The organism is Actinoallomurus vinaceus (assembly GCF_039542055.1).
Taxonomy (GTDB): domain Bacteria; phylum Actinomycetota; class Actinomycetes; order Streptosporangiales; family Streptosporangiaceae; genus Actinoallomurus; species Actinoallomurus vinaceus.
This window is the reverse complement of the sequence record NZ_BAABHK010000002.1, coordinates 378,070-403,161: the sequence shown is the minus strand read 5'-3', so window position 1 is coordinate 403,161 and position 25,092 is coordinate 378,070. Positions and strand designations below refer to the sequence as shown.

At 70.2% G+C, this 25,092-nt stretch carries 18 protein-coding genes and 1 riboswitch; of the genes, 7 read left to right on the top strand and 11 right to left on the bottom strand.

Annotation, left to right across the window (positions count from 1 at the left end):
* Nucleotides 1–2,319, bottom strand: a complete 2,319-nt coding sequence (locus tag ABEA24_RS07970) for a LuxR C-terminal-related transcriptional regulator (protein WP_345430017.1) — start codon at nucleotides 2,317–2,319, stop codon at nucleotides 1–3.
* 123 nt (nucleotides 2,320–2,442) lie between these two features.
* On the opposite strand from ABEA24_RS07970, the gene ABEA24_RS07965 reads away from it, so the two are divergent.
* The 4 genes from ABEA24_RS07965 to ABEA24_RS07950 all read left to right on the top strand — a co-directional run bounded on the left by ABEA24_RS07965 (nucleotide 2,443) and on the right by ABEA24_RS07950 (nucleotide 9,986).
* Nucleotides 2,443–3,894: a purine-cytosine permease family protein gene (locus ABEA24_RS07965; protein WP_345430016.1), complete on the top strand. Its 1,452-nt coding sequence runs from the start codon at nucleotides 2,443–2,445 to the stop codon at nucleotides 3,892–3,894.
* 200 nt (nucleotides 3,895–4,094) lie between these two features.
* Complete coding sequence (locus ABEA24_RS07960) at nucleotides 4,095–6,182, top strand: GH36-type glycosyl hydrolase domain-containing protein (protein ID WP_345430015.1); 2,088 nt, start codon at nucleotides 4,095–4,097, stop codon at nucleotides 6,180–6,182.
* A gap of 143 nt (nucleotides 6,183–6,325) precedes the next feature.
* On the top strand, nucleotides 6,326–8,533 hold the full coding sequence (locus tag ABEA24_RS07955) for a glycoside hydrolase family 15 protein (protein WP_345430014.1): 2,208 nt from the start codon (nucleotides 6,326–6,328) through the stop codon (nucleotides 8,531–8,533).
* A 631-nt stretch (nucleotides 8,534–9,164) separates the two neighbouring features.
* A complete protein-coding gene (locus ABEA24_RS07950) occupies nucleotides 9,165–9,986 on the top strand; it encodes an SAM-dependent methyltransferase (protein ID WP_345430013.1) in 822 nt (273 codons plus the stop codon).
* A 14-nt stretch (nucleotides 9,987–10,000) separates the two neighbouring features.
* Here ABEA24_RS07950 and ABEA24_RS07945 read toward each other — a convergent pair whose 3' ends face one another.
* Complete coding sequence (locus tag ABEA24_RS07945) at nucleotides 10,001–10,366, bottom strand: hypothetical protein (protein ID WP_345430012.1); 366 nt, start codon at nucleotides 10,364–10,366, stop codon at nucleotides 10,001–10,003.
* A gap of 357 nt (nucleotides 10,367–10,723) precedes the next feature.
* A riboswitch (cobalamin riboswitch) is annotated at nucleotides 10,724–10,944 on the top strand.
* 98 nt (nucleotides 10,945–11,042) lie between these two features.
* On the opposite strand from ABEA24_RS07945, the gene ABEA24_RS07940 reads away from it, so the two are divergent.
* Nucleotides 11,043–13,304, top strand: a complete 2,262-nt coding sequence (locus ABEA24_RS07940; protein ID WP_345430011.1) for a ribonucleoside-diphosphate reductase subunit alpha — start codon at nucleotides 11,043–11,045, stop codon at nucleotides 13,302–13,304.
* Nucleotides 13,301–14,299, top strand: a complete 999-nt coding sequence (locus ABEA24_RS07935; protein ID WP_345430010.1) for a ribonucleotide-diphosphate reductase subunit beta — start codon at nucleotides 13,301–13,303, stop codon at nucleotides 14,297–14,299. Before ABEA24_RS07940 ends, ABEA24_RS07935 begins: the two co-directional genes overlap by 4 nt.
* 31 nt (nucleotides 14,300–14,330) lie before the next feature.
* On the opposite strand, the gene ABEA24_RS07930 is transcribed toward ABEA24_RS07935, so the two are convergent.
* From ABEA24_RS07930 to ABEA24_RS07915, 4 genes are read right to left on the bottom strand one after another with little or no spacing between them, the layout of a single operon-like run.
* Nucleotides 14,331–15,152, bottom strand: coding sequence for an ABC transporter ATP-binding protein (locus tag ABEA24_RS07930; protein WP_345430009.1), 822 nt, complete (start codon nucleotides 15,150–15,152; stop codon nucleotides 14,331–14,333).
* A complete protein-coding gene (locus ABEA24_RS07925) occupies nucleotides 15,149–16,276 on the bottom strand; it encodes a FecCD family ABC transporter permease (RefSeq protein WP_345430008.1) in 1,128 nt (375 codons plus the stop codon). Before ABEA24_RS07925 ends, ABEA24_RS07930 begins: the two co-directional genes overlap by 4 nt.
* Nucleotides 16,273–17,277, bottom strand: coding sequence for a FecCD family ABC transporter permease (locus ABEA24_RS07920; protein ID WP_345430007.1), 1,005 nt, complete (start codon nucleotides 17,275–17,277; stop codon nucleotides 16,273–16,275). Before ABEA24_RS07920 ends, ABEA24_RS07925 begins: the two co-directional genes overlap by 4 nt.
* 35 nt (nucleotides 17,278–17,312) lie before the next feature.
* A complete protein-coding gene (locus ABEA24_RS07915; protein ID WP_345430006.1) occupies nucleotides 17,313–18,353 on the bottom strand; it encodes an ABC transporter substrate-binding protein in 1,041 nt (346 codons plus the stop codon).
* A 234-nt stretch (nucleotides 18,354–18,587) separates the two neighbouring features.
* Here ABEA24_RS07915 and ABEA24_RS07910 point away from each other — a divergent pair, with 234 nt between their 5' ends.
* The gene (locus ABEA24_RS07910; protein WP_345430005.1) at nucleotides 18,588–19,310 is read left to right on the top strand and encodes a DUF2470 domain-containing protein; all 723 of its coding nucleotides are present in this window, start codon (nucleotides 18,588–18,590) and stop codon (nucleotides 19,308–19,310) included.
* A gap of 25 nt (nucleotides 19,311–19,335) precedes the next feature.
* Here ABEA24_RS07910 and ABEA24_RS07905 read toward each other — a convergent pair whose 3' ends face one another.
* The 5 genes from ABEA24_RS07905 to ABEA24_RS07885 all read right to left on the bottom strand — a co-directional run bounded on the left by ABEA24_RS07905 (nucleotide 19,336) and on the right by ABEA24_RS07885 (nucleotide 24,993).
* Nucleotides 19,336–20,127 carry an alpha/beta fold hydrolase gene (locus ABEA24_RS07905; RefSeq protein ID WP_345430004.1) on the bottom strand — a complete coding sequence of 264 codons (792 nt, stop codon included), beginning with the start codon at nucleotides 20,125–20,127 and terminating at the stop codon, nucleotides 19,336–19,338.
* A gap of 195 nt (nucleotides 20,128–20,322) precedes the next feature.
* A complete protein-coding gene (locus ABEA24_RS07900) occupies nucleotides 20,323–22,617 on the bottom strand; it encodes an NEW3 domain-containing protein (protein WP_345430003.1) in 2,295 nt (764 codons plus the stop codon).
* Nucleotides 22,618–22,767: 150 nt separating this feature from the next.
* Nucleotides 22,768–23,916, bottom strand: coding sequence for a M48 family metalloprotease (locus tag ABEA24_RS07895; protein WP_345430002.1), 1,149 nt, complete (start codon nucleotides 23,914–23,916; stop codon nucleotides 22,768–22,770).
* A 41-nt stretch (nucleotides 23,917–23,957) separates the two neighbouring features.
* Complete coding sequence (locus ABEA24_RS07890) at nucleotides 23,958–24,497, bottom strand: hypothetical protein (RefSeq protein ID WP_345430001.1); 540 nt, start codon at nucleotides 24,495–24,497, stop codon at nucleotides 23,958–23,960.
* A gap of 19 nt (nucleotides 24,498–24,516) precedes the next feature.
* Nucleotides 24,517–24,993, bottom strand: coding sequence for a hypothetical protein (locus ABEA24_RS07885; RefSeq protein WP_345430000.1), 477 nt, complete (start codon nucleotides 24,991–24,993; stop codon nucleotides 24,517–24,519).
* Between the last annotated feature and the right edge of the window lie 99 nt (nucleotides 24,994–25,092).

The following is a 25,092-nucleotide window of genomic DNA, read 5'->3' as shown; positions in this document are numbered from 1 at the left end:
TCACTTCCCCTCCGTCACGGTCCAGGTCGCGATCTGGACCCGGGAGGCGAAGTCGAGCTTGGTGAGGATGTGCTCGACATGGCCCTCGACGGTGCGCTGAGCGATCATCAGCTTGGCGGCGATCTCCTTGTTGCTCATGCCCTCGGTGATGAGTTCGGCGATCTGGGTTTCGCGGCGCGTGAGGGGCGACGAGCGGCGGGCCTGTGTTTCTGGCGCGTGAGACTCGTCTTCCAGCACGTGACCGAGCAGGTCGGTGTACGACATCGCCGCCCCCCGCGCGAAGGAGGAGCGGTAGGCGGCGGGGCCGAGGGTGGAACGAACCCGCGTCTCACACTCCTCGTGGAAGCCCCGCAGGTAGAGGAATGGCGCGCCGCCGAACGAACGCCACAGGCCGTCCAGCGCGCCGAGGAGGGTGGCGGCCTTCTCCGCCTGTCCGTCCGTGGCGGCGACCCAGGCGAGCACCTCCAGGGCGCGGGCCAGGGCCATGGGGTCATCGAACGGCAGGGTGAGCCGGATGCTCTCCTTCTCCGCCGCGACGGCTCCGGCGGTGTCGCCGCATCGCCAGCGCAGGATGCCGAGCACCCAGTGCAGGTTCGAGGTCAGGGAACGCACCTCGTTGCGTTCGCACCACTCGAGTCCCTCTCGGCAGTAGCCGAGCCCCGCCTCGACGTCCATGGTGAGTGCCGCCAGGATCGCCATCCGGATCAGGGTGAGCACCACGGCGGGTTCGTCGTGCAGAGCGCGGTGGGCCGAGAGGGCCTGTTGATACAGGGACCGGCACTCGGCGAGCCTGCCGTCGTTCATGTCGGCGTAGGCGGTGAGCTGGGCCACCCAGGCGCTGCCGCTCTCGTCCTGCAGCCTTTCGGCCAGTGTGCCGCTCTCCTTCAACAGCAGGCGCGCGGTGCTCAGCTCTCCCTGCATGAGCGCGAGCCAGGCGTCGGCCCACAGGGCCCTGACGCGTGTGCGGGTCGGGCGGGTGTCGAGCGCGAGCGCCTGGTTCAGCCAGCGACGCCCCTCACCGTGGAGGCCCGTCACCTGCCAGTAGTAGCTCAGGCCCGCGGCCATCCGTTGCCCGGTCTCCACCCGATCGGGGTCGCCCAGGCAGTACTCCAGCGCGATGCGGAGGTTGGCGTGGTCCTGGCGAAGCCGGGAGAACAGGATCAGCTGGTCCGCGCCGAACGATCCCTCCGCCACGTCCTGGGCCAGACGCCGATACCAGTCCCAGTGCCGTCTCCGCAGCTCATCGGTATCACCGGACTCGGCGAGGCGGCCGAGGCCGTACTCGCGCAGCGTCTCCAGCATCCGGTAGCGGCTTCGTCGCCGGCTCTCCTCCCGGGACAGCACGGATTTGTCGATCAGCCCGCTCAGCACCTCGAACACCGTGTCCGGGCGCAGGTCGCCGTCCGAGCAGACCGCTTCCGCGGCCTCCAGCTCGAACCCGTCCCGGAACGTGGAGCACCGTGCCCACACGCGCTGCTCCAGCGGAGTGCACAGCTGGAAACTCCAGTCGATGAGCGAGTAGAGGGTCCGCTGGCGGGGAGGGACGTCAGGCCATCCGGCCGCGAGCAGCCGGAACCTGTTCTTCAGCCTGTGCAGCAGTTCTTGCGGCGACATGGCACGGAGCCGGACCGCCGCGAGCTCGATGGTGAGGGGGATCCCCTCCAACTGCCAGCAGATCTCGCTCAGCAACGCGTCGTTGTCCTCATCGATGGTGAATCCTTCGCTCACCAACGCCGCCCGATCGACGAGGAGCCGTACGCTGTCGTACCTGGCGAGGGACTTCGGCGAGACGGGCGGACCGTCCCGATCCGGGAGCGACAACGGTGGCAGCGCGAGGATCCGCTCCCCGGCGATCCCCAGTGCCTCTCGGCTGGTGGCGAGTATCCGAACACTCTGAGTCCGCCGCAGTACCGCGGTGACGAGCGACGCGCAGGCGTCGAGCAGGTGCTCGCAGTTGTCCAGTACGAGGAGCAGGCGTTCGTCCTCCAGATGGGCCATGAGCGCGGGCAGATCCCACTGGCCGGCCTCGTCTCGTAGCCCGAGGGCGTCCGTGACCGTGTGGAGGAGCAGTTCCGGGTTCTGGAGCCGATCCAGGGCGACGAACCGGACCCCGTCAGGGAAGCCGCTGCTCAGATCTTCCACGGCCTGGAGGGCGAGACGGGTCTTCCCGACACCTCCCACGCCGGTCAGCGTCAGCAGACGATGAACCGCGAGCTGGCTCTTGACGTACGCCAGCTCGTCCCGCCGACCGATGAAGGTCGTCAGCTGCTGAGGAAGGTTGCTTCGATGGCCTCGGCCCCCCGAATCCGACCGGCCCATGGCGCAATCATAGGCTGTCCGAATAGTGCCCAGTCCACATGTGAGCTGCGGAAACGTCGATAAGGCGGCGGACGCGACGTGACGGGTCCAGAGTTGATCAGCCCTGCGGCGGGGAGGACGGTGATGAAACCCGCGGCGTACCTCGACGAGTCGGCCGCCGCCGAGGACTACTCGCTCCACCGGGTACCGGACTCGGCCCGTTACTCCTGGTGGTCGGTGGCGACCCAGCGGTTCGGTCAGCTCTCCGCGCTCTCCCAATTCCTGCTCGGGGTGACGTTGGGACTGGGGATGACCTTCTGGCGAGCCGTACTCGCGATCGCTCTGGGCTCGGTACTGCTGGAGATCGTCTCGATCTTCGTCGGCATCGCGGGAACCCGTGAGGGCCTGTCGACGTCCGTGCTCGCGCGCTGGACGGGGTTCGGCACCAAGGGATCCGCGATCGTCGGCCTGACGATCGCGGTCAGCCTGATCGGCTGGTTCGGAGTGCAGAACGCGGTCTTCGCCGGAGGACTGCATTCACTGCTGGGCGGTCCGTCCGTGGCGCTCTGGTCGCTCATCGGCGGCCTCGGCGTCACCGTGATCGTGATGTTCGGTTTCCACGGCATGGCCTGGGTGGCGTACGTCACGGTGCCCGCGTTCGTCGCCCTGGCCGCCTGGGCGGTCGGGCGCCAGTTGGCGAGCTTCTCGCTGCAGGACCTCATCTGGTCCCCGCCGGCCGGCGCGCCGCTCTCGCTCGCGGCCGGTGCGACGCTCGTCGCAGGTGGGTTCATCGTCGGAGCCGTGATGACGCCGGACATGACCCGCTACAACCGCACCGCCGGTGACGTCGTCAAGCAGACCCTGGTCGGGATCACGGTGGGGGAGTTCTTCATCGGGCTCATCGGTGTGCTGCTGGCCCACGCACTGCGCACCGTCGACGTCGTCGCGATCGTGACGATGACGAGCGGCCTGTGGGGCACCGTCATCCTGACCGCGTCCGTCTTGAAGATCAACGACTGGAACCTGTACTCCTCCACGCTCGGACTGGTCAATGCCATCGACGCTCTGGTCGGCCGGCGCGTCAGCCGCCGTCGGCTGACCATCGTGATCGGCGCCCTGGGGGCGGTGCTGTCGGCGACCGGGCTCCTGCACCACTTCATCGAGTTCCTCACCATCCTCGGCATCGTGATCCCGCCGGTGGCCGGCATCATGATCGCGGAGTACTACGTGGTCGGCACCTGGCGCGCGGAGCTGGAGTCGTCCCGGGTTCGAGGACGTCTTCCCCCCGACGCTCCCGAGTGGGTTCCCGCGAGCTTGATCTCCTGGGCCGGCGCAGGCGCCACCGGATACTTCCTCCACGTGGGAATCCCCGCCCTCAACGCGCTCGTGGTGGCCTTCGCCGGCCACATCGCCCTCAGCAAGGTTCGTCACCTCAACAGCACGATGAGCAGCTCACGGAGCGACCACCACAGGCAGACGGCGCAGCCCATGATCGGGCCACCGTGCAGCCGTAATGCCCGGAGGAGACGGCGGGGACGCGACGGCCGCGGGCGCAGTCCGGAGGCCTCTGGCGGAGGCGGCCAGCCGTCGCCGTAGTCCATCCAGTAGCCATCGTCCATCGTCACCCTTTCAGCCCTCCGCCGTAAGGACGCGCCACGGCGAGCCGCGGATGACGACGCGGCTCGACGCGAAGCGGGGCCTCGCTCCTGCCGCGAGACAGTGCGGGTCCGGGGCTGTACGAATGAGTTGACAGCCCCGTAGGCCCCCTGTCCGGTCTGTCCTTGGGAGGCGTTGAAATGAGTGTGTTCGGGCATTGGACGCGAGCCGAAGGCCTTCCCGCGTTCGCCTACCGGGACGCCGGTACGACCTGGGATCCGATCATCGACCCGCCCAGGGGCGGGCACCGGGTGCACCTGGGCAACCGCCGGATCACTCTGGTGGCGGACACTGAGGGGCGCAGCGGCCTGTGGGATGAGCACACGGGATGTCGGTGGATCACCGAACGGGCCGGCGTGTCGCGGTTGGGCGGACTGTCCACGGAGGGCGCGCGCACGGGAGTGTTCGGGCCGACCTTCTCCCGGGTCCGTGTGGCGGACGGAGACACGGCGTTGGAGCGCACCGTGCTGTGCCCTGAGGGCCAGATGCCGTGGGTGCTGATCCGCGTCGAGGTCGTCAATCAGGGCGACGTCGCGCTGCGCCGCACTTTGTCCGAGGAGTGGGTGGTACACCCACGCCTGGTCGACCTGGAGTTCGGCCCGCGCCGCGACGGCGCCGCGGCGGAAGGCGAAGCCGTTCTGCTCGAGAACGTCGGCGGCGAGCGGGCCATGACCGAATCGGGACCGCTGGCCGTCACGGTGGAGGTCGGCCTGGCGCCGGGCGAAAGCCGGACGCTGTGGTTCCGGTTCGGGCTGGACGACGGGTGTTCGCCCGTGGACCCCGTCGCGCTGTACTCCGGCAGCCTGGCCGCATTGCGGGAACGGCTCCCGTCGGCGACGGCGCGGCGGGCACCGGAGGCGGCCGCCGAGGTCCCGTGGCATGCGGCCGTTCTCACCGGGGGAGCGTGCGTCGACGGAGTCCTCGGCGGTCACACTCTCGACCAGGGCTCGGCGTACTCGTTCCGGCACGGCTTCAACGGTGCGGCGCGGGACCCGCTGCAGCACGCGCTGCCGCTGGTCTACATCGAACCCGATCTCGCCCTGTCGGTGCTTCGCAACACCTGTGCCTGGGGAAGCCCGGACGGCGACCTGCCATACGCGCTCGACGGCCGCAAACGACCCTGGACCGGTCTGTTCCGGCCGTCCGACCAGAACCTGTGGGCGCTGTGGCTGGCCGCCGAGTACGCCGCGGCGACCGGGGACCTCGACGCCTTCGCACGGCCGGTGCCGTATCACCCCTGCCATCATGCCGACCCGGTACCGCTCGAAGAGAACCTCCGGCGTCAGTTCCGGTTCTTCGCCGACGAGGTGGGTGTGGGCGAGCACGGTCACGTGCGCATCCTGAACGCGGACTGGAACGACCTCGCGCTCAGCGAGACCGGGATCGACCGGGAGTCGATGATCGAGCACGGCGAGTCGGTGCTCAACTCGGCGATGGCCGCCTGGGTGCTTCCGGTGTACGCGGGACTCGCCGAGCGGCTCGGCGACACGGCCACCGCCGCGGAGGCCCGTGTACGTGCGGCCGACCTTCGCGAGCGGGTCGCGAACGAATGGAACGGCCGCTGGTTCCGACGCGCGTACGGCCCCGGCGCCGAGCCGGTCGGCGACAACGATCTCTGGCTGGAAGTACAGCCGTGGGCGATCCTGTGCGGCGCGGCCGACCCCACGCGGGCACGGGCGCTGCTCACCACGATCGATGAGACCTGCCGGAAGGGGTCACCGCTCGGCGCGCGGGTCCGCTGGCCGCCGAGCGAGGGGAATCGCGGTTCCGTATGGTTCTCCATCAACATGACCCTGATCTGGGCGGCCGCACGACACGATCCTGACCTCGCGTGGGACGAATGGCGGCGCATGACCCTGCACGCGCATTCGGCGGCCTATCCGGACACGTGGGCGGGCACACTTTCCGGTCCGGATGCCTACCTGGCTCCGGAGAGCGATCGTCCCGGGCAGACGTGGGCGTTGCCGGAGCTCGGCGTCGCGATGCAGGCCTATCCCGTCGCCAACCTGCACAGTCACGCCCAGCCGTTGCTGGGCTACCTGCGGCTGCTCGGCGTGGAACCCACCGCTGACGGCCGGGTGCGGTGCGGCGGGGATGGGCATTTCGAAAGCCGTACGCTCACGGTCCGGCCCGACGGCTCAGGACGGCTACGGGGCGTCGGGACGATCGGAGTGCTCACTCGGGACGGCCGCACGGTTCGCGGGAACGGCGAGCTGACCTGGCAGTGAGTCACAGCCCGGCCGAGCCGATCGGGTGCCTTCGGGTTTCCCGGGCTCACCCACCACGTGGCCACGGGTGGATCTTGTGGCGACTCCCGATCCCGCTTATGTTCGGGCAGGCGGTCTGTCACGGAGCGTTGAGGAGCGTTGCCATGGGCTGGTGTGCGCGGCTTGGTCGGCTCGGTACGGCGCTCTTGCTGGGAGCGGTCGCGACGGGGTCGGGAACGGCGTACGCGGCCGGTGACGCGCCCGGCGCGCCGGGCGGCGGCTCCTCCTGGACCACCGGCGACAAGATCTCGCTCGGCACCGCCACCGGCGCGGCCTCCAAGGTCTGGTTCACCGTGGCCAAGGGCGTCACCTCCGAGGTCTTCTATCCCCGGACCGACGTGCCTGACGTGCAGGACCTGCAGTACGTGGTGACCGACGGGTCGAGCTTCACCGATCTCGAACGCGACGCGACCACGCACACGGTGTCGATGCCGGACGAGAGGTCGCCGGAATACACCGTGGCCAACACGGCGACGAGCGGCCGCTATCGGCTGACCGAGACGTATGTGACCGACCCGGCCCGTTCGACCCTGCTCATCAGGACGCGTTTCCAGTCGCTGGACGGCGGCGCGTACAAGCTGTACGCGCTGTTCAACCCCTCACTGGCCGGTAGCGGCGGCAATGACACCGGCGCGTGGGACGCCGCGAACGGCGCGCTGGTCGCCTCGGACGGGCAGGCCGTGTTCGGGTCGACGGTGGCCTCGGCACTGAAGTCCTCGGCCGGCTTCACCACGCACACCAGCGGCTACAGCGGCGCCTCCAGCGACGGCCTCACCGACCTGCGGGCCAACAAGCGGCTGACCGGCCAGTACGACACCGCGAGCAGCGCCGGCAACATCGTGCAGGCCGGCCAGGTCCCGGTCGGCACGGACACGACGTTCACGCTCGCGCTGGGCTTCGGCGCCGACCGTACGGCCGCGGCCTCGGCGGCCACCGCGTCGCTGTCGGCGGGCTTCGCCTCGGCCGAGTCGTCGTACGGGTCCGGCTGGCACGGCTACCTGAGCGGCAAGACCGTGCCCGCGAGCGTGTCCGGCGACACGGCGCGCCGCCGCGCGTACCTGGTGGGCCTGATGACGCTGCACGGCCTGGAGGACAAGACCTTCCCGGGCGCGAACGTCGCGTCCCTGGCCACGCCCTGGGGCGACTACGTCGACGGCGGCGCGCTGAACGACGGCTACCACCGCGTCTGGGCCCGCGACCTGTACCAGCAGGGCACGGCCCTGCTCGCGGCCGGCGACGCCGCGCAGGCGAAACGCATGGCCCAGTGGCTGTGGAACCGTCAGCAGATCACCGCGTGGACCCCGGGCGACGGCGTCACCTACGGGCCCGGGTCCTTCCCCCGCTACTCGCCGGTCGGCGGGGTGAGCGGCGCGACCCCGCAGCAGCTCGGCTGCTGCGAGCAACTCGACGAGGAGGCGTTCCCGATCGTCCTGGCCTGGCAGACCGGGCTCACGGATTCGGCCACCTGGTCGAAGATCAAGCTGACCGCCGACCACATCGTGAGCTTCGGCCCCGCCACGCCGGGGGAGCGCTGGGAGGAACAGGGCGGCCTGTCGCCGTCCACCGTCGCGGCCGAGATCGCCGGCCTGGTCTGCGCCGGCGACATCGCCCGCCGCAACGGCGACACCGCGAGCGCCACGACGTATGAGAACACCGCCGACTCGTGGCGGAACTCACTCGAGGGGAAGACGTTCACCACGACCGGGTACTTCGGCGACCATTCCTACTACGAGCGGATCGAGCACGACAGCGACCCGAACGACACCTTCGCCCGTACCTTCGCCGACGGCACCTGGTGGGAGCGCGACATCGTCGACGGCGGCTTCCTGGACCTGGTGCGGCTCGGCGTCCGCCCCGCGTCCTACGGCGATGTGACGGCCTCCCTGCCCGAACTCGACGCGGTCGACTCGGTCACCGCCCCGAACGGCGACGTGTACTGGCACCGCTACAACCACGACTCCTACGGCGAGAGCCAGGATGACGGCACCGGCTGGCCCGCCGGCCACGGCCACCCGACCGGCCGGGCGTGGCCGTTGCTGTCCGGCGAGCGCGGCGAGTACGAACTGGCCGCGGGCCGGTCGGCGACCGCACAGTTGAAGGCCATGGCCGACAGTGCGAACGCCGGCTATCTGATCCCCGAACAGGTGTGGGACCGGGCCGACCAGTATGGGTTCACCTTCAGTGGCGCGACGGGCTCGGCGGCGCCGCTCGCCTGGGCCGAGGCGCAGTACCTCCGGCTCGCCCTGTCCATCGACGCCGGGCGCCCGGTCGACCGGCCCTCGATCGTCGCCGCCCGCTACGGCATCTCCTGAGCGCCCGCCGGCAGGCCACCGACCGGCGCCGTGATCGCCGCGGTGAAGCTTGGTGGACGGATGCTGAGGGACTCCAGTCCAGGCGCGCGGATGAGATCTGAGGGTTATGCTTTCGGCGTGGGCAGAAGCGCCTGCCCGAGCCGAGCATCGGCTGCCCATGCCGCTGATGTGTTGATGGCCAAGGTGGCTCCCGTCCCAGCGCGGTTTTCCGATGACCACCGGTGTCCGCGAGCCGGAGGCGCATGGGGCTTTCCGGCGAAGAGGGAAAGCACCGATGGGTCGCAGCCATAACCGGCGCAAAGCCGCCCGCGCGAGGAAGTACGCCTCCGGGGAACCGCACGCGCTCGCCGTCCGCCGCATCAGAGAACAGCGCAGCCGAGAGCCCGGCGACGAGACGACGCCACGGGTCGCACGCATCCTCGCCGGCGACACATGGACCGTGCAGGTGAACGACCCCGGGCTCCGCACGCTCGACCCACGCGACGGTTCGTGGACCTTCACCAGCTGGGACACGGGCGTCTCGACGACCGAGCCGTGCCCGCCGGCGAGGATCCATCGGACGCTGCGTCGGCGGGGCTGGGAGTTCGCCGGCGACCGGCCACGGCGAATCGACGTCGGCCTCGAGATACCGGTGCGGGCCATCACCCGGCTCCAAGTCGACCCGACGACGCCCCACCTGGCCCGAATGTACGACTATTACCTCGGCGGGAAGGACAACTTCGCGGCCGACCGTCAAGCAGCCGAGGAACTGAGAGCCGAAGTTCCGGACGTGGCCGATGCGACGAGAACGAGCCGCGACTTCCACCGCAGATCGATTCAGTGGCTGGCCGAAACGCAGGGCATCGACCAGTTCATCGATTTCGGCATCGGCCTCATCACCCCGGACGCCACACCTGACGAGTTGATGTCCGTGCACCCTGCCGCACGTATCGTCTACGTCGATGACGACCCCGTCGCCGTCACACACAAACGGGCCATGTTCGGTGAACGCGACCGGGTAAAGGTGGTCCACACCGACGTACGGGATCCGGAGACTGTGTTCGGCGATCCCGACCTGCTGTCGACCATCGACATGAGCCGCCCGATCGCGATCCTCCTCAACTCCATTCTGCACTTCGTCGCCGACGCCGACGATCCTCAGGGAATAGTCGACCGGTGCATCCAGACGGCCGCGGTGGGCAGCTTCCTCGTGCTTTCACATCTCACGCTCGACGGCGATGCCTCTTCGGCGGTCAGGACATTCCAAAAGCACGTACAAGCGGTGACGGTCACCGAGGTACAGCCGCGATCCGACGCCCAGATCAGCCGATTTGTGGACGGCCTGCAGGTCATCCCGCCGGGTCCGAACACGGGACCCGGCCTCGCCTTCCTGGAAGACTGGCGAACGGAAGGGACCCGGACCGCCGGCGCAGATCCGCGTTGGGAACGCTGCGTCGTCGCACGAAAACCGTGACCAGGATCGCACGCTCACGTCGGCTCGCCGGCACCTGTCGCTGATCGCACGCCGGACGAACGGCGCGACGGCAGATAGTCTTTCGCGTGGGCGCCGAGGAGCAGACAGGCCACCCGAAGACCGGCTTCTCGTTTGTCGGGATCATCTTCCCTGACCGCGGTCCACACGCTGAGCGCCAGCAGAACGAGGAAGACCAGGGGTATCCCGGCCAGTATGCAGCCGAGGAACGGATTCGCCTGATAGGCCGTGACCGAAGCGGCCAGAGCCGTGACCGTTCCCCCTGCCCGCCCAAGATTGGGAAGCCATTTACGACCCATCGGTGCTTTCCCTCTTCGCCGGAAAGCCCCATGCGCCTCCGGCTCGCGGACACCGGTGGTCATCGGAAAACCGCGCTGGGACGGGAGCCACCTTGGCCATCAACACATCAGCGGCATGGGCAGCCGATGCTCGGCTCGGGCAGGCGCTTCTGCCCACGCCAAAAGCATAATCAATCCCTGGAAGATAGCCAACATCCAAACACCGGGACAAAAGCCGCGCTGCACGCCCGCACAGCGCTACGGTCCCGGAATGGCGTCCGCCTGATTCGGCGGCCCGACGGCTGGGTCGCCCGCGCCGTGGAGCCATGGCGGTGGCCCGCCGATGCCGTGCCGGTACGGCGATCGGCATGCCCGGGCTCGCATGCCCTCCGGCAACACACCCAATATCTAGGGGTGATGTGCTTACATCACCACTACATGTATGGTTCTCGTGTTGCTGGTTCACCCGTGGCTTCTGTGGCGGGTGTCGTAAGAGGGAACCCGGTGAGATTCCGGGACTGCCCCGCAGCGGTGAGTGGGAACGACCGCCGTCAATGGCACTGGGCTCGATCGGGCCTGGGAAGCGACGGTCTGTAGGACGCGCCTGATGGATGGGTGCGGTGCCCGCGAGTCCGAAGACCTGCCAGTGACCCGTGCGCGAAAGCGCGCGGTCGTCCAGGCCTCGTGGGAGGGTCGGCGGCGGAGCCTGTCATCCGTGCGCGTCCTTTCCGCGAGGGTGAAGCTCGCGAGGAGAGAGCACGTGACACAACAGATCGTCGCGTCCCCCACGGCCGTCGCCGCCCCCGAGACCACGGTCGCGGCCGAGGTCGAAGGCGTCTGCGCCGGGTTGCCGGATGCCGATCCGTCGCTCATCGCCGGAGCCGGTGATCTGGCCGAGGCCGTACGGCGGGCCGCCGTGCTGGTCGTCGCCGACCCCGTCTATTCCGCGGTGGCGGCTCGGCTGCTGGCCCTGCTGATCGCGGAGGAGACCGGGCCGGTGACGTTCGCCGAGTCCGTCGCGGCGGCCCATGACCAGGGTCTGCTCAACGAGCGGACCGCGGAGTTCGTCGCCTGTAACGCGGCGGCCCTGAACGCCCTGGTGGACCACGGCGCCGACGACCGGTTCACCTACTTCGGGCTCCGCACCGTCTACGACCGTTACCTCCTGCGGCATCCGACGACGCGGCGGGTGCTGGAGCGGCCGCAGCACTTCTTCCTGCGGGTGGCGTGCGGGCTGGCCGAGACCGTGGCCGAGGCGGCGGAGCTTTACGGACTGATGTCGCGGCTGGCGTACCTGCCGAGTTCGCCGACGCTGTTCAACTCCGGCGCCGCCCGCCCGCAACTGTCCTCATGCTTCCTGCTGGACTCCCCGCGTGACGAGCTGGAGACGATCTACGAGCGGTACGGCCAGGTCGCGCGGCTGAGCAAGTACTCGGGCGGCATCGGGATCTCCTGGAGCCGGGTCCGGAGCCGGGGTTCGCTGATCCGCGGCACGAACGGGCATTCCAACGGGATCGTGCCGTGGCTGCGGACGTTGGACGCGAGCGTCGCGGCGGTCAACCAGGGCGGCCGGCGCAAGGGCGCCGCGTGCGTCTACCTCGAACCCTGGCACGCCGACGTCGAGGAGTTCCTCGAGCTGCGGGACAACACGGGTGAGGACGCACGGCGTACGCACAACCTCAACCTCGCCAACTGGGTGCCGGATGAGTTCATGCGGCGGGTCGAGGCGGATGAGGTCTGGTCGCTGTTCGACCCGAAGCAGGTGCCGGAGCTGGTCGACCTGTGGGGGGAGGAGTTCGACCGTGCGTACCGGGCGGCCGAGGCCGAGGGCCGGTTCGTCCGGCAGGTCCCGGCGCGGCAGCTGTACGGGGCGATGATGCGCACCCTCGCGCAGACCGGCAACGGGTGGATGACGTTCAAGGACGCCGCGAACCGCGCCTGCAACCAGACCGCCGAGCCCGGCAACGTCGTGCACCTGTCGAACCTGTGCACCGAGATCCTGGAGGTCACCGGCGACGCCGAGACCGCGGTGTGCAACCTCGGCTCGATCAACCTCGCCGCCCACGTGACCGAGGACGGCGTCGACTGGGCGGGGCTGCGGGCCACGGCGCGTACGGCCGTGCGGTTCCTGGACCGTACGATCGACCGCGGCTTCTACCCGACGCCGGAGGCGGCGAAGGCGAACCGGCGGTGGCGGCCGGTCGGGCTCGGCGTGATGGGCCTGGCGGACGTGTTCTTCCGGCTGCGGCTGCCCTTCGACTCACCCGAGGCGCTGGCGCTTTCCACGCGCATCGCCGAAGAGATCGCGCTCGCGGCCTACGGGGAGTCGGCCGCGCTGGCCGCCACGTACGGCCCGCACCCCTCCTATGACCGGACCCGCGCCGCCCGCGGCGTCCTGCATCCGGACCACTGGCCGGACGCCCACCCGGTCCACGCCGCCGAGTGGGAGGCGCTGCGGGCCCGGATCCGGGAGGTCGGGCTGCGGAACTCGCTGCTGGTCGCGATCGCGCCGACCGCGACCATCGCCTCCATCGCCGGCTGCTACGAGTGCATCGAGCCGCAGGTGTCCAACGTCTTCAAACGCGAGACCCTGTCGGGGGAGTTCCTGCAGATCAACACCTATCTGGTGGCGGACCTGAAGGCGCGCGGGCTGTGGACGTCGCAGGTCCGCGACGCGATCAAGCGCGCTGACGGATCGGTGCAGCAGATCGAGGAGCTCTCCGAGGAGCTGCGGCGGCTGTACCGCACCGCGTGGGAACTCCCGCAGAAGGCGCTGATCGACCTGGCCGCGGCGCGTACGCCCTACGTCGACCAGTCCCAGTCGCTGAACCTGTTCATGGCGAGCCCGACCATCGGGAAGCTGTCCTCGATGTACGCCTACGCCTGGAGATCGGGCCTCAAGACCACCTACTACCTGCGATCGCGACCCGCCACTCGGATCGCGCAGACGACCGTCGCCCCTGTCCAGGAAGCGGTCATGTGCTCCCTGGAGAACCCCGAGACCTGCGAGGCCTGCCAATGAGCCTGCTCGACCCCGGTATGGACCTGACCCTGCGGCCGATGCGTTATCCGGCCTTCTACGAGCGGTTCCGCGCGGCGATCCGCAACACCTGGACGGTCGAGGAGGTCGACCTGCACTCGGACCTGGCCGACCTGTCCCGGCTCACGCCCGGGGAAGTGCACCTGGTCAACCGGCTGGTGGCCTTCTTCGCCACGGGCGACACGATCGTGGCCAACAACCTGGTGCTCAACCTCTACACGCACCTCAACGCGCCCGAGGCGCGCCTGTACCTGTCACGGCAGCTGTTCGAAGAGGCCGTGCACGTGCAGTTCTATCTGACCCTGCTCGACACCTACCTGCCCGACCATGACGAACGCGCCAAGGCGTTCGCCGCGGTGGAGAACATCCCCTCCATCCGCGACAAGGCCGAGTTCTGCTTCCGCTGGATCGACTCCCTCGGCGCGAGGGACCGGCTGCGGACCCGGGAGGACCGGCGGGCGTTCCTGCTCAACCTGGTCTGCTTCGCCGCCTGCATCGAGGGCCTGTTCTTCTACGGCGCCTTCGCCTATGTGTACTGGCTGCGTTCCCGCGGTCTGCTCAACGGCCTCGCCTCGGGTACGAACTGGGTCTTCCGGGACGAGTCGATGCACATGGAGTTCGCCTTCAGCGTCGTCGACACCGTACGCGCCGAGGAGCCCGATCTGTTCGACGAGGAACTGACCGGCCAGGTGACGGCGATGCTGGAGGAGGCCGTCGCCGCCGAGCTGGCCTTCGCCCGCGACCTGTGCGGTGACGGCCTGCCCGGCATGACCGCCACCGACATGCGCGCCTACCTGGAGAACGTCGCCGACCAGCGCCTCGCGCGCCTCGGCATGCCGATCCGGTACGGCACCGCCAACCCGTTCGCGTTCATGGAGTTGCAGGACGTGCAGGAACTGTCCAACTTCTTCGAACGTCGCGTCTCGGCCTACCAGGTCGCGGTCGAGGGAACGGTCAGTCTCGACGAGGCCTTCTGACCTCACGAGGTGCGGCCCGGCCGCTCTGTGGCTACCGAACGCGGTCTTCCTCCGCTTCGGGCTGCCACGCCATGCCGGGTACGACGAGCGGGCCGCCGGTGACCGGGTCCGGGACGACGACGGACGTCAGGCCGAAGACCTCCCGGACCAGGTCCGCGGTGACGATGTCACGCGGCGGGCCCTGGGCGATGATGCGGCCGGCCTTCATGGCGACGAGGTGATCGGCGTAGCGGGCGGCCTGGTTGAGGTCGTGGAGGACGGCGACGACGGTTCGGCCGCGCTCATGGTTGAGCTGCCGGATCAAGTCCAGTACCTCCACCTGATGAGCGATGTCCAGGTACGTCGTGGGCTCGTCGAGGAGCAGCAGATCGGTGTCCTGGGCGAGGGCCATCGCGATCCACGCACGCTGGCGCTGACCACCCGACAGCTCCTCCACCGGCCGCTCGGCGAGGTCCGCGGTGGAGGTGCGCTCCAGCGCCTCCGCGGTGGCCCGCTCGTCGTCCTCCGACCACTGCCGCCACCACGTCTGGTGCGGCTGGCGGCCGCGTGCGACCAGGTCGGCGACGGTGATCCCGTCCGGGGGCGTGGGCGACTGCGGCAGGACGCCCACGGTCCGCGCGATCTGTTTTCGGGGGAGGCGGGCGAGTTCGGCACCGTCCAGCAGCACCGCGCCGCGGCGCGGCTTGAGGAGCCGCCCGAGCGCCCGCAGCAGGGTGGACTTGCCGCAGGCGTTGGGGCCGACGACGACCGTGACCCGCCCGTCGGGGATCTCCAGGTCCAGGCCGTCGACGACGGTCCGGTCCTCGTACGCGAGGGTGAGGTCCCGCGCCGTGAGGCGGCTGGTACGGCTCATGGGGTGGTGCCTCCGGAACGGCTGCGGGTGCGGACGATGAGCCACATCAGGTACGGGGCGCCCACCACGGCGGTGAGGACGCCGACCGGCAGCTCGATCGGGGCGAACAAACGGCGGGCGAGCAGGTCCGCCACGACGACGACCAGGGCGCCGGTCAGCGCGGAGGACAGCAGGGGGATCTGGATCGTACGGGTGAGGCGGCGGGCGATCTGCGGTGCCAGCAGGGCGACGAAGTCGACCGGCCCGGCGGCGCCGGTCGCCACCGACGCCAGGACGACCCCGAGCGCGGCCAGGCCGAGCCGGACCTGGTCCAGCCGTACGCCCAGGGCGGTGGCCGTGTCGTCGTCGAAGGACGCGCCGCGCTGGGCGCGGGCCGCCCACAGCGCGGCCGGGAGTGCCAGGAGCAGGACAAGGGCGAGCGGTGCCGCCTGGTCGTAGCCGCGCCCGTTGAGGGAGCCGGTCAGCCATACCTTGGCCTGCTGCGCGACGAGGTAGTCGCCCTTGGTGAGGAGCAACTGCGTGAGGGAGCCCAGGGCGACCGAGACGCCGATGCCGACCAGCACGAAGCGCGAGGCGTGCAGCCCGCGCCGCCACGCGAAGACGTACACCAGCAGCGTCGCCGCGAGGCCACCGCCGACGGCGACGTACGGCAGGGCGTTGTACGAGACGACGCCGAAGCTCATCGCGGCGACCGTCGCCGCGCCCGCGCCGTGCGTCACACCGATGACGTCGGGGCTGGCCAGCGGGTTGCGGGCGACGGTCTGGATCAGGGCGCCCGCCACGCCGAAGGCGGCCCCGGCGAGCACGCCCACGACGAGGCGTGGCAGCCGCAGGGTGCCGACGACGAGTTGGTCGGGGCTGGGCCGGCCCAGCAGGACCCGGCAGACCTCCACCGGTGAGACGAAGGACTCGCCGACGCACAGGGAGGCGACCACGACCGACGCCAGCAGCACGGCGAGCGCCACCGCGACCACGAGGGCCCGGCGATGCACCAGGAGGCTGCCGCGCCCGAGACGGAGTACGGCATGACCGGGCGGGCGTATGGCCGTCGACATCGCGCGGATCCTGCGGCCGCGTTCGCTGGAGGGACCAGAGGCGCGGAGCTCATCGATTCGCTCGCTCATGCGGTCACCACCGCCTTGCGTCGTACGAGCGCGATGAGGAACGGCACGCCGAGCAGCGCGGTCATGACGGCCACCGGCACCTCCGAGGGTGGGAAGACGATACGGCCGAGCACGTCGGAGACGAGGAGCATCACGGGCCCGAGCAGCGCGGCCAGTGGTAGCACCCAGCGGTGCGCGGCACCGACCAGGGCCCGCGCGATGTGCGGGACGGCCAGGCCGGTGAACGCGATCGGGCCGACGGCGGCCACCGCCACCCCGGTGAGCACGGTCGCGCCGAGCGCGCCGAGCGCGCGCAGCACGGCGACGTTGTGGCCCAGAGCCGCGGCGGTGTCGTCGCCGAGGGCCAGGGCGTCCAGCCCGCGGGACACCGCCGCGACCAGCAGCAGACCGGCGAGCAGGAACGGCCAGACCTGACCGATGACCTCGCTGCTACGTCCGCTGAGCGAGCCGACCTGCCAGAAGCGGAACTCGTCCAAGGCCCGGGCGTTGGTGGTGACGATCCCGGAGACCACGGAGGCGAGGAAGGCGTTCATCGCGGCGCCGGACAAGGCGAGCTTGACCGGCGAGGCACCGCGGTACCCGCCGCTGGCGACGGCGTACACGCCGACCGCCGCCAGCGCAGCGCCCGCAAATGCGAACCAGACATAACCCACCAGCGTGTGCACGCCGAAGAAGGCGATCGCGCACACCACGCCGACCGAGGCTCCCTGGCTGACGCCGAGGACGCCGGGTTCGGCGATCGGGTTGCGGGTCACGCCCTGCATCACGGTCCCTGCCAGCGCGAGCGCGACGCCGACCAGTACGCCGATGACGGTGCGGGGCACCCGCAGCGACCGCACGACCTGGGCGTTGTCGCTGGTCCCGCCGTGCAGCAGGGCCTGGAACACCTCTCCAGGGCCGATCTGCCGGCTGCCCACCGCCAGACTCAGCAGCACGGCGATGAGCAGCATCAGGGTGGCCACCAGCAGCCAGGCGGCGCGGCGACGGGTCGGTGGCGACATGCGCCGCGCTCACGCTCTCTTCCGGGGTCGGGCCGTCACGCCGTCAGGTACTTCTGCAGGTCGTCCAGGACCGCGTCGGCCGCGGTGACGCCCAGCCCCAGGTACCAGGTCTCGTCCGGCACGTCGTAGGCGTGGCCGTCCTTGACCGCCTTCAGGTTCTTCCACAGCGGGTTGCTCTGGGCCTTGCTCTTGTCGGTGGCCTTCGGGTCGCCGTACACGCCGGTGAAGATGTAGTCGGCGTCGGCCTTGTCGATGTTCTCGGCGCTGACCTCGGCTGCCAGGTCGTTGATGTCCTGGTTCTTCGGGCGCGGGATGCCGACGTCCTTGAGGATGGTGCCGATGAAGGAGGCGTTCGCGTACAGCCGGACGACACCGTTGGGCATGTAACGCACCATCGACACGGTCGGCTTCTTCGCGCCCAGCTTTTCCCCGAGGGCCTTGGCCTTCTTGTCGTACGCGGCGAGCTTCGCCTTGGCCTGCGCGGTCCGGTCGAGCGCCGCCGCGTTGAGGAGGTAGTTCTCCTTCCACGTGAAGCCGGGGCGGATGGAGAAGACCGTGGGGGCGATCTTCGACAGCTCGTCGTAGGAGTCCGCGGCGCGGAGCCGGCTGCCCAGGATCAGATCGGGCTTGAGCGCGGCGATCGCCTCAAGGTTGAGGCTGTTGATCGTTCCGACGTTCTTCGGCGTGCCCGCGTCGTTCTTCAGATACGACGGCAGCGCCGGTGACCCTTCGGTCGGGGCCAGCCCGACCGGCTTCACTCCCAGCGAGACGACGTTGTCGAGTTCGCCGACGTCCAGCACGACCACCCGCCTGGGCTGCGCCTTGATGACCGTACGGCCCATCGCGTGCGTGATCGTCCGCGGCCACTCGCCCGGCTTGGCGTCCGTCCCCATCGCCGCGGTCTTCTCCGCGGCGGCCGCGAAGTCCTTCCCGCCCTTCGCGACCGACTTCTTGTCCTTCGTCCCGGCGCTGCCCTCCTTCTCGTTCGCGGCGGATCCAGCGCCGCATGCCCCGAGGGACAGGAGGGCGGCGACGGCGAGAGCGACGGCGGCTGTGCCGCGACGCCGAAGAGACACCTGAGGCTCCTTTGGCTGTGGTTCACCCATGAGTTTAGGTGAGCCTAACCTTATGCCGAGCCCGACTAGTACTCGACCACGAGTTGGACGTCGCACGGGACCGGGATCTCGTGCCGCTGTGGCAGTCGTACGCGGTGTGGTCGGCCTCGGCCCGCAGGCATTTCGGGATGGTCCCCTGTTCGCGAGCATCCCCGCAGTGACTAAGGTTAGGCTTACCTTATTTAGGGAGGCTGGATGTCCGCCACCGTTCACCCCGCGGCGCCGATCGCAGAACCGACCCCCGCCGAGCTTGTCCGTTCCGTACTCGTGGCGGCCCGGTCCCTGACCCTGAGCACCGAGGGACACCGCGTCGACCTCGTCGGCCTGCACGCGCTGGAGAGGCCCGGCCGCCTGCTGCTCACGGTCCCTGCCGACAGCCACGTGGGAGCGGAGGTGGCCTGGGCGCCGGGCGGCGACCTTGCGGCCTCGCTGCAGTTCACCGACGTCGCTCCGGTGTCGGTGCCCGACCGGGTCCGCGCCCGCGTCCTGCTGGGCGGCCGGCTGAGCTTCGACCGTCAGGGCGCGAGCGCGGAGGCCCTGTGCTTTGAGACGGTGACCGCCGAGCTCCAGCACGACGGGCGGCGGTTCCAGCTGGAGGTGGACGAGCTGGCCGCCGTAGAGCCGGACCCGCTCGCGGCGACCGAGGCGGAACTGCTCACCCACCTCGCCGGCGCCCACGGGGACGCCGTCGAGCTGCTGGTCCAGCTGGTCGACCGCCGGTTCCTGCTCGGCGTGACCCGCGTGGACCCGCTGCGGCTGGACCGCTACGGCGTCGTCCTACGCCTTCGCCGGGCGGGCGGACACCACGACGTACGCCTGCCCTTCTCGACCCCGTTGCGCAACCCGGCCCACGCCGTGCTACAGATGCGCGCGCTGCTGGCCCAGGCGAAGGCGTGTCCCCGCCGCTCTCGGCGCTGATGTTCCGACCTTCTTCGAACGTCGCTCACCACGTATTGAGAAAGTCCCGAATGGCAGGGGCGACCGCCTGAGCGAGGTCCTCGGCGGTGTGGAGATCGAACGAGACAGGCTCCGCGGCCATCCGTCCGTTCGAGAGGGTCTTGACGACCTCCTCGGCCAGTGCGGTGGGATGGCGCGCGTCCGTTCCGGGGAAGACGAGGGTCGGTGCGGTGATCACGGCCAGTTCGGTGACGTCGTGGAAGCTGCGGTCGTGGCCGATCGCGGCCGCGGCGATGATGCTGGCCGGATCTGAGCGGGGGATGGCGTCGCGGACCATGGCTCCGACGACGGGTGGGAACTGCGCGAGGATGGGCTCCCATCCGGCTTCGATGCCGTCGGCCGCGACCCGTGCGGCGAACTCGTCGAGGAAGCGGATCTCGGCCTCCTTGGCGGCATCGTCCTCGATGTCCTCGACTCCGATCAGCACGGCGGCGTCGACCCGGGTGGGGTGCGCGGCGGCCGTGCGAAGCGTGATCGTCGATCCCAGGCCTGCGCCGCCCAGCACGGCGCTGGGGCGGTCGAGGTGATCCAGCAGCCGGATGAGGTCATCGGTGTACTGCGCCCATGTGTGGCGGGCCGGGTCCGGGCAGACGGATCGGCCGTAGCCACGGATATCGGGAAGCACGACCATATGGCGGTCCGTGAGCCGACGAGCGATCGGAAGCATGCTCATGTGGTCGGGACCACCGGCATGCAGGAGGACGAGCGCCGGGCCCTCACCGACGACCGTGGCGTGCAGGGCACAGCCGTCCGCCCCCCGATAGGCGATCTTGTGCATGAGTTGAATCTAGGTGGACGTCGGCACGTCCGATATCCGGGAACCGGCCAACTGATATCGCGATCCCGCCACTGAGCGTGGGCCGGACCGGCGGACTCTTGATCCGCCTAGTGAGATTCACCGTGTGATGTCGCGGGGCGAGGGACCCGGAACCGCGGGCACGTGCAGTCGCTCCGCGACATCACACAAAGATCATCAGTATCCGGTGGTGGTGAAGTCGGCGAAGTCGTTGACGTTCGGGTAGCCCGGGTTGTGGGCGGTGCCGAAGAGACCGACGTCCTGGGTGGCCGCGGCGGAGGGGACGTTCGCGGTGCTCAGCCGGGTCCAGGTGGTGCCGTCGGTGGAGTAGTAGCCGGTGTAGGTGGTGCCGGAGCGGACCAGCCGGATCCAGCTGGGCAGGACGGGGGTGCCGACGCCGGAGCCGTTGGGGGCGGTGCCGGACTCGAGCCGGCCGTCGCCGTCGGCGTCCCACTGCATGAAGTAGCCCTTCTTCGCGCTCACTCCCACGATCACGAAGCCGGGCGAGCCGTTCGCGCCGGTGATGTCGTTGCGCACCATGATTCCGCCCTTGAAGCCGGAGTTCTGGTACTGCTGCCAGGTGACGCGAACCGTGGTGGTGGAGCCGTCGTGTTCCGCGCCGGGGATGTAGAGCGCCCCGTACTCATTCTTCGATCCGTAGACGTCGGCGCCGGCCGCGCGGATGCCCAGAGCGTGGCCGACCTGCGAGAAGTCCGCGGGCTCGGGCGTGGAATTGAAGGTGTGGAACGGGGCCCGGACGGGCGCGTCGAGCAGGACCGACGTGTGCCCGGCGGTGCGGGCGCCGGTGCGGGTGTTCCAGCGGAAGCCGGCGGTGGCGTCGAGCCGGGCCGTCGGGAAGAGCTGAGCGATGGACGCCGGCGCGGTGACGCGGTAGGTGGCGCGGACGGTCGCGCCGGGCGCGACGGAGGCGAAGGAGGTGGGTGAGACGGGGGCGGCGGTCCAGCCCTTCGGGACGGGCAGGGCCACATGGACGCCGGTCGCGGCGGTGGTGCCCCAGTTGGTGAAGTCCGCGGCGACGGTGGTCTGCCGACCGGTCTCCAGGGTGCCGGGGGCGGTCACGGTGAGGCCGGTCTGCGGGCGGGCCGCGGCCATGCCGGTGGCCCACGGGCGCACCCGGAGCAGGGCCGCGCCGTGGGCGGGGACGGAGGCGGCGACGGCGTCGCCGGAGGATCGGGTGACCTCGTGCGTCCACAGGTTGTCGAGGCGGTACGAGGAGGACGCGGGCAGGCCGGCCGTCCCCGTCGCGACGGAGACGGTCTGCGCGGCGGACCCGGTGTTGAACAGCCCTATGATCACGTCGCCGTTCGGCTCCGTTTTGGCGAAGACCTGCGCGGTCGCGCTCTTGCTCACCCGGGAGGCGTCGATGGCGTCCTGGTCGACGGCGACCACGTCACGGTTCGTCAGCAGCTTGAGGTCGGCGGCGTCGAGCTTGGTCAGGTCCGTACCGAGCAGCAGCGGGGAGGCGGCCAGCGACCACAGGCTCAGCTGGGTCTGCCGCTCGTCGGGTGTCAGCCCGCCGTCGTCGCCGTTGCCGACCTCGATCGAGTCGTAGTCGTTGAACGCGCCGGGGCCGCCGTACGGCTGCCAATCCGCGACCTGGTCGAACCGGGCCGACGTCCGCTGCCAGCCGGTCAGCGGGGTGCTGGATCCGTTGACGCCGCAGTAGCACTCGATGTCGCCGCCGGTGCGCCAGCCGTTGCTGGTGGCCTGCCACGTGGCGGCGTCGGCGATGCTGAGCGAGTTGGACAGCTCCAGATGCATCGGGCGTCCGGTGGCGACGATGGCCTGGTGCCACGCCCTCATGTCGGGGCGGTTGTCGGCGGGGACGAGGCCGCCGCCGGGACCGACGAAGTCCATCTTGATGTAGTCGACGCCCCAGGAGGCGAACAGGTCGGCGTAGCCCTGGATGTACTCCTGCGCGCCGGGCTTGCCGAAGTCGATGCGGTAGGAGTCGTTGTGGGTGTTGCCGGGCTGCGTCGGGTCCGCGATGTCCTGCATGTGGTACTGGGTGCCGTGGACCGGCAGGTTCTTCTGGTACGCCTCGATCGGAACGCCCGGCGTGAGGTAGATGCCGAGCTTGAGGCCCAGGCGGTGCAGATACGCGGCGAGCGCGGGGATGCCATCGGGGAAGCGGGTGGTGTCCCAGGCGCTGCGCCCGTACGCGTCCAGGTGGTCGGACCACCCGGCGTCGATGTTGATGTACCGGTAGCCGTACCGCTGCAGCTTGCCGTGCATGACACGCGCCTGGGCCTTGATCCCGTCCTGGGTCAGGCGGCTGCCTTCACGCAGAGCGCTCCAACTGCTCCAGCCCATGGGCGGCGTGGGCGAGACAGGGGCGGTGATGTCCGTCGGGGTCTGGGGTGTGGACGCGGCCACCGCGGGCGACATCCCCGCGGCCAACCCGAGGGAGAGCAGTACCGGCAGCAGACATCTGATCAATCTCCCATGCATCGAGCGGCTCCTCAGCGTGGTCAACGGCAACGCGCCTTGTCCTTACTGGTCAGACCGCACATGTTCTACGTGTGATCGACCGCCCGCGTCAACACATTCATCCGATGAATCTTCGGACAGTGTCCGGCGGTGCGGGAGGCGTCCTCGGGGTCAGGGGACGGGAACGAGGAGGGAGCCCAGCACCAGCAGCGTCGGTGCGGCGGTGGCGGCGAGATAGAGCGGGTATCGGGACGGTCGTCCGGGTGGCGTGCCGGGTGACCAGCCGCGTGTCCACAGCGGGGCGAGCAGCGGCCACGTCACGAGGAGTGCCAGAGCGGCGAGGAGGAGCGGGCGGCCGTCGACGAGGAAGTCGCGGATGCCACGCGTGAGCATCCGCGCCGTGTCCGGAACGGAGTTCCCGATCATGAGCGACGCGGGCGTCGCGGCGACGATCGTGACGGCGAGTTTGACGACCAGCGCGGCGAACCAGCCGGTGAGCAGGGTGAACGTCGCCGCTCGCGGATGAGCGGCCAGGTACCGCCGTAGGCCCTTCGGGGGATGGGACAGCAGGCCGAGCCAGGAGGCCGACCGCGAACGGTCGAGCGCGCATTGGAGGGCGTGCGGTCCGGCCACCTGAGCGGGGAACCGGTCGGCGCCCAGCTCCGCCAGCCACAGTGCCGTGACGGGCAGGATCAGCTGGCGGGGGATCGCGCCGAGGTCGAGCACGACCTGGGCGCCGACAGCGGTGCCCAGGTGTGGGTTCGCGATGAACAGGGCGACGGCGGGCAGCAGCTCGGCGGCGAGGAACATCGGCGCACAGACGCGCACGAGCCACGGGAACGGGCTGCCGAGCCCGACGAGCAGGTGGTCGCCCTGCCGCAGGTGCGCGATCTCGTGCAGGAGCACGGCCTGGGCGGCCGGGCGGTCCTGGCGCCACAGGGCCGCCATCGGCCGAAAGACCGCGATGCGGGCGCGGCGAAGGCCGACCGGGTACACGCGGGCGAGCCGGCCGGGCCGGAGCGTGACCCGCAGGTCGACCCCCGGCGCGTACGTCTCGGCGAACCGCCGCATCTCGGCGATGACCGGCCGGTCGTCGGGGACGAGGCCGAACCTTCGCTCCACCCAGCGTCCGCGCACGGCCGGCAGCGCGACGCCCGCGATGCCCGCGGCGAGGAACGCGACCGGCAGTAGCTCAACGACGGCGAACACCTTCAACAGCGTGAAGGCGAGCGAGTCGTGACCGCTGTAGTCGGCGAGCTGGCGGCGCCAGGTACGGATCCAGTCGGGTACGCCGATGGCGAGGTATCCAACGAAGAACATCCAGATCCACGGGGGTGCCACGGTGTCGACGCCCGGTCGGCTCACCGCTTCCCGCCGTCCAGCCGGCGGATGAAGTCCTCGGCGCTCACGGCGTCGGCGAGCAGCTCCTCGAGGAGTTCGCGGGCCAGCCGTTCGGCGCGTTCGGGCGGGAATCCGAGGGATCGCAGCCGATCGGTGAGCTCGGCGTACGCCCGGGTGAGCGCGGTACGGGCATCGTCCGCCGAGGCGGCCTGCGCGTCGTCCGTCCCGGCCTTGGTGCCCTGCGGCGCGGTCGGCGGCGTTCGGGTCCCGCGTAGCGAGACCCACAGGCTCGCGATGGCCACCGCGTTGCCGAGCTCCTGCGTGGCCAGCGCGTGCCGGAGGATCCGGCCGGTGTCGGCCAGGGCGGCGAGGATGAGAGGCAGTTCGCCGATGGCGCTCGCGAGCCCGAATCCGCCCGGCTCCGCACCCGGCCGGTCGAACAGGGCGGCCCGCGAGGCGGCTCCGGCCGCGTACGCCTCGCCGACGTCGGCGGCGAAGTCGACCTCGTCGGGCGTCACCCTCCGGGCGATGCGCTCCGACCATTCCGCGGCCGTGTTCACCGGGCGACCCTCCTTGCCGTCAACCGGTCGACACGGCGACCGTGCCGCCGTAGGCCGCGGTCGTCGCCGAGGCGAAGCGCTGGTCGTTGACGACCGCTCCGTATCCGGCGCCGGTGATGAGCTTGAACGAGACGGTGCGCGGATCCGCCGACAGGTCCATCGTGCCGATCAGCTCGGCATTCGCGCTGCCACCGGCGTTGGCCGCGGCCCCATGCGCGGAGAAGGTGAGGGTCGTGCCGTTGACCTGGTACGTGCCGTGCAGGGGGAACAGGTCGGTCCGGACGTTCGAGGTGGTGAACGCGAACGTGCCGTCCCTATCGAAATGCCAGACGGCGTTCGCCACCCTGGACCGTTCGGAGGGGACCCAGGCCGGGTTGCCCTGGTACTGGGTGAACGCAGTGACCTGGGACACCCGGTACGTCGCCGGGAAGTCGTCGGAGACGGCGGGCGAGGACCGGGGGTCCGTGCTCGTGTCGCTCGGCTCGGGCGAGGGCACGGGTGAATCCTCGCCCGCCGAGCCGGTCGAGGACGGTGTGGGTGCCGAGACGGACGCTGTCGAGGGGGCCGCCGTCGGCCGGGCCGTCGCCGCCACGGG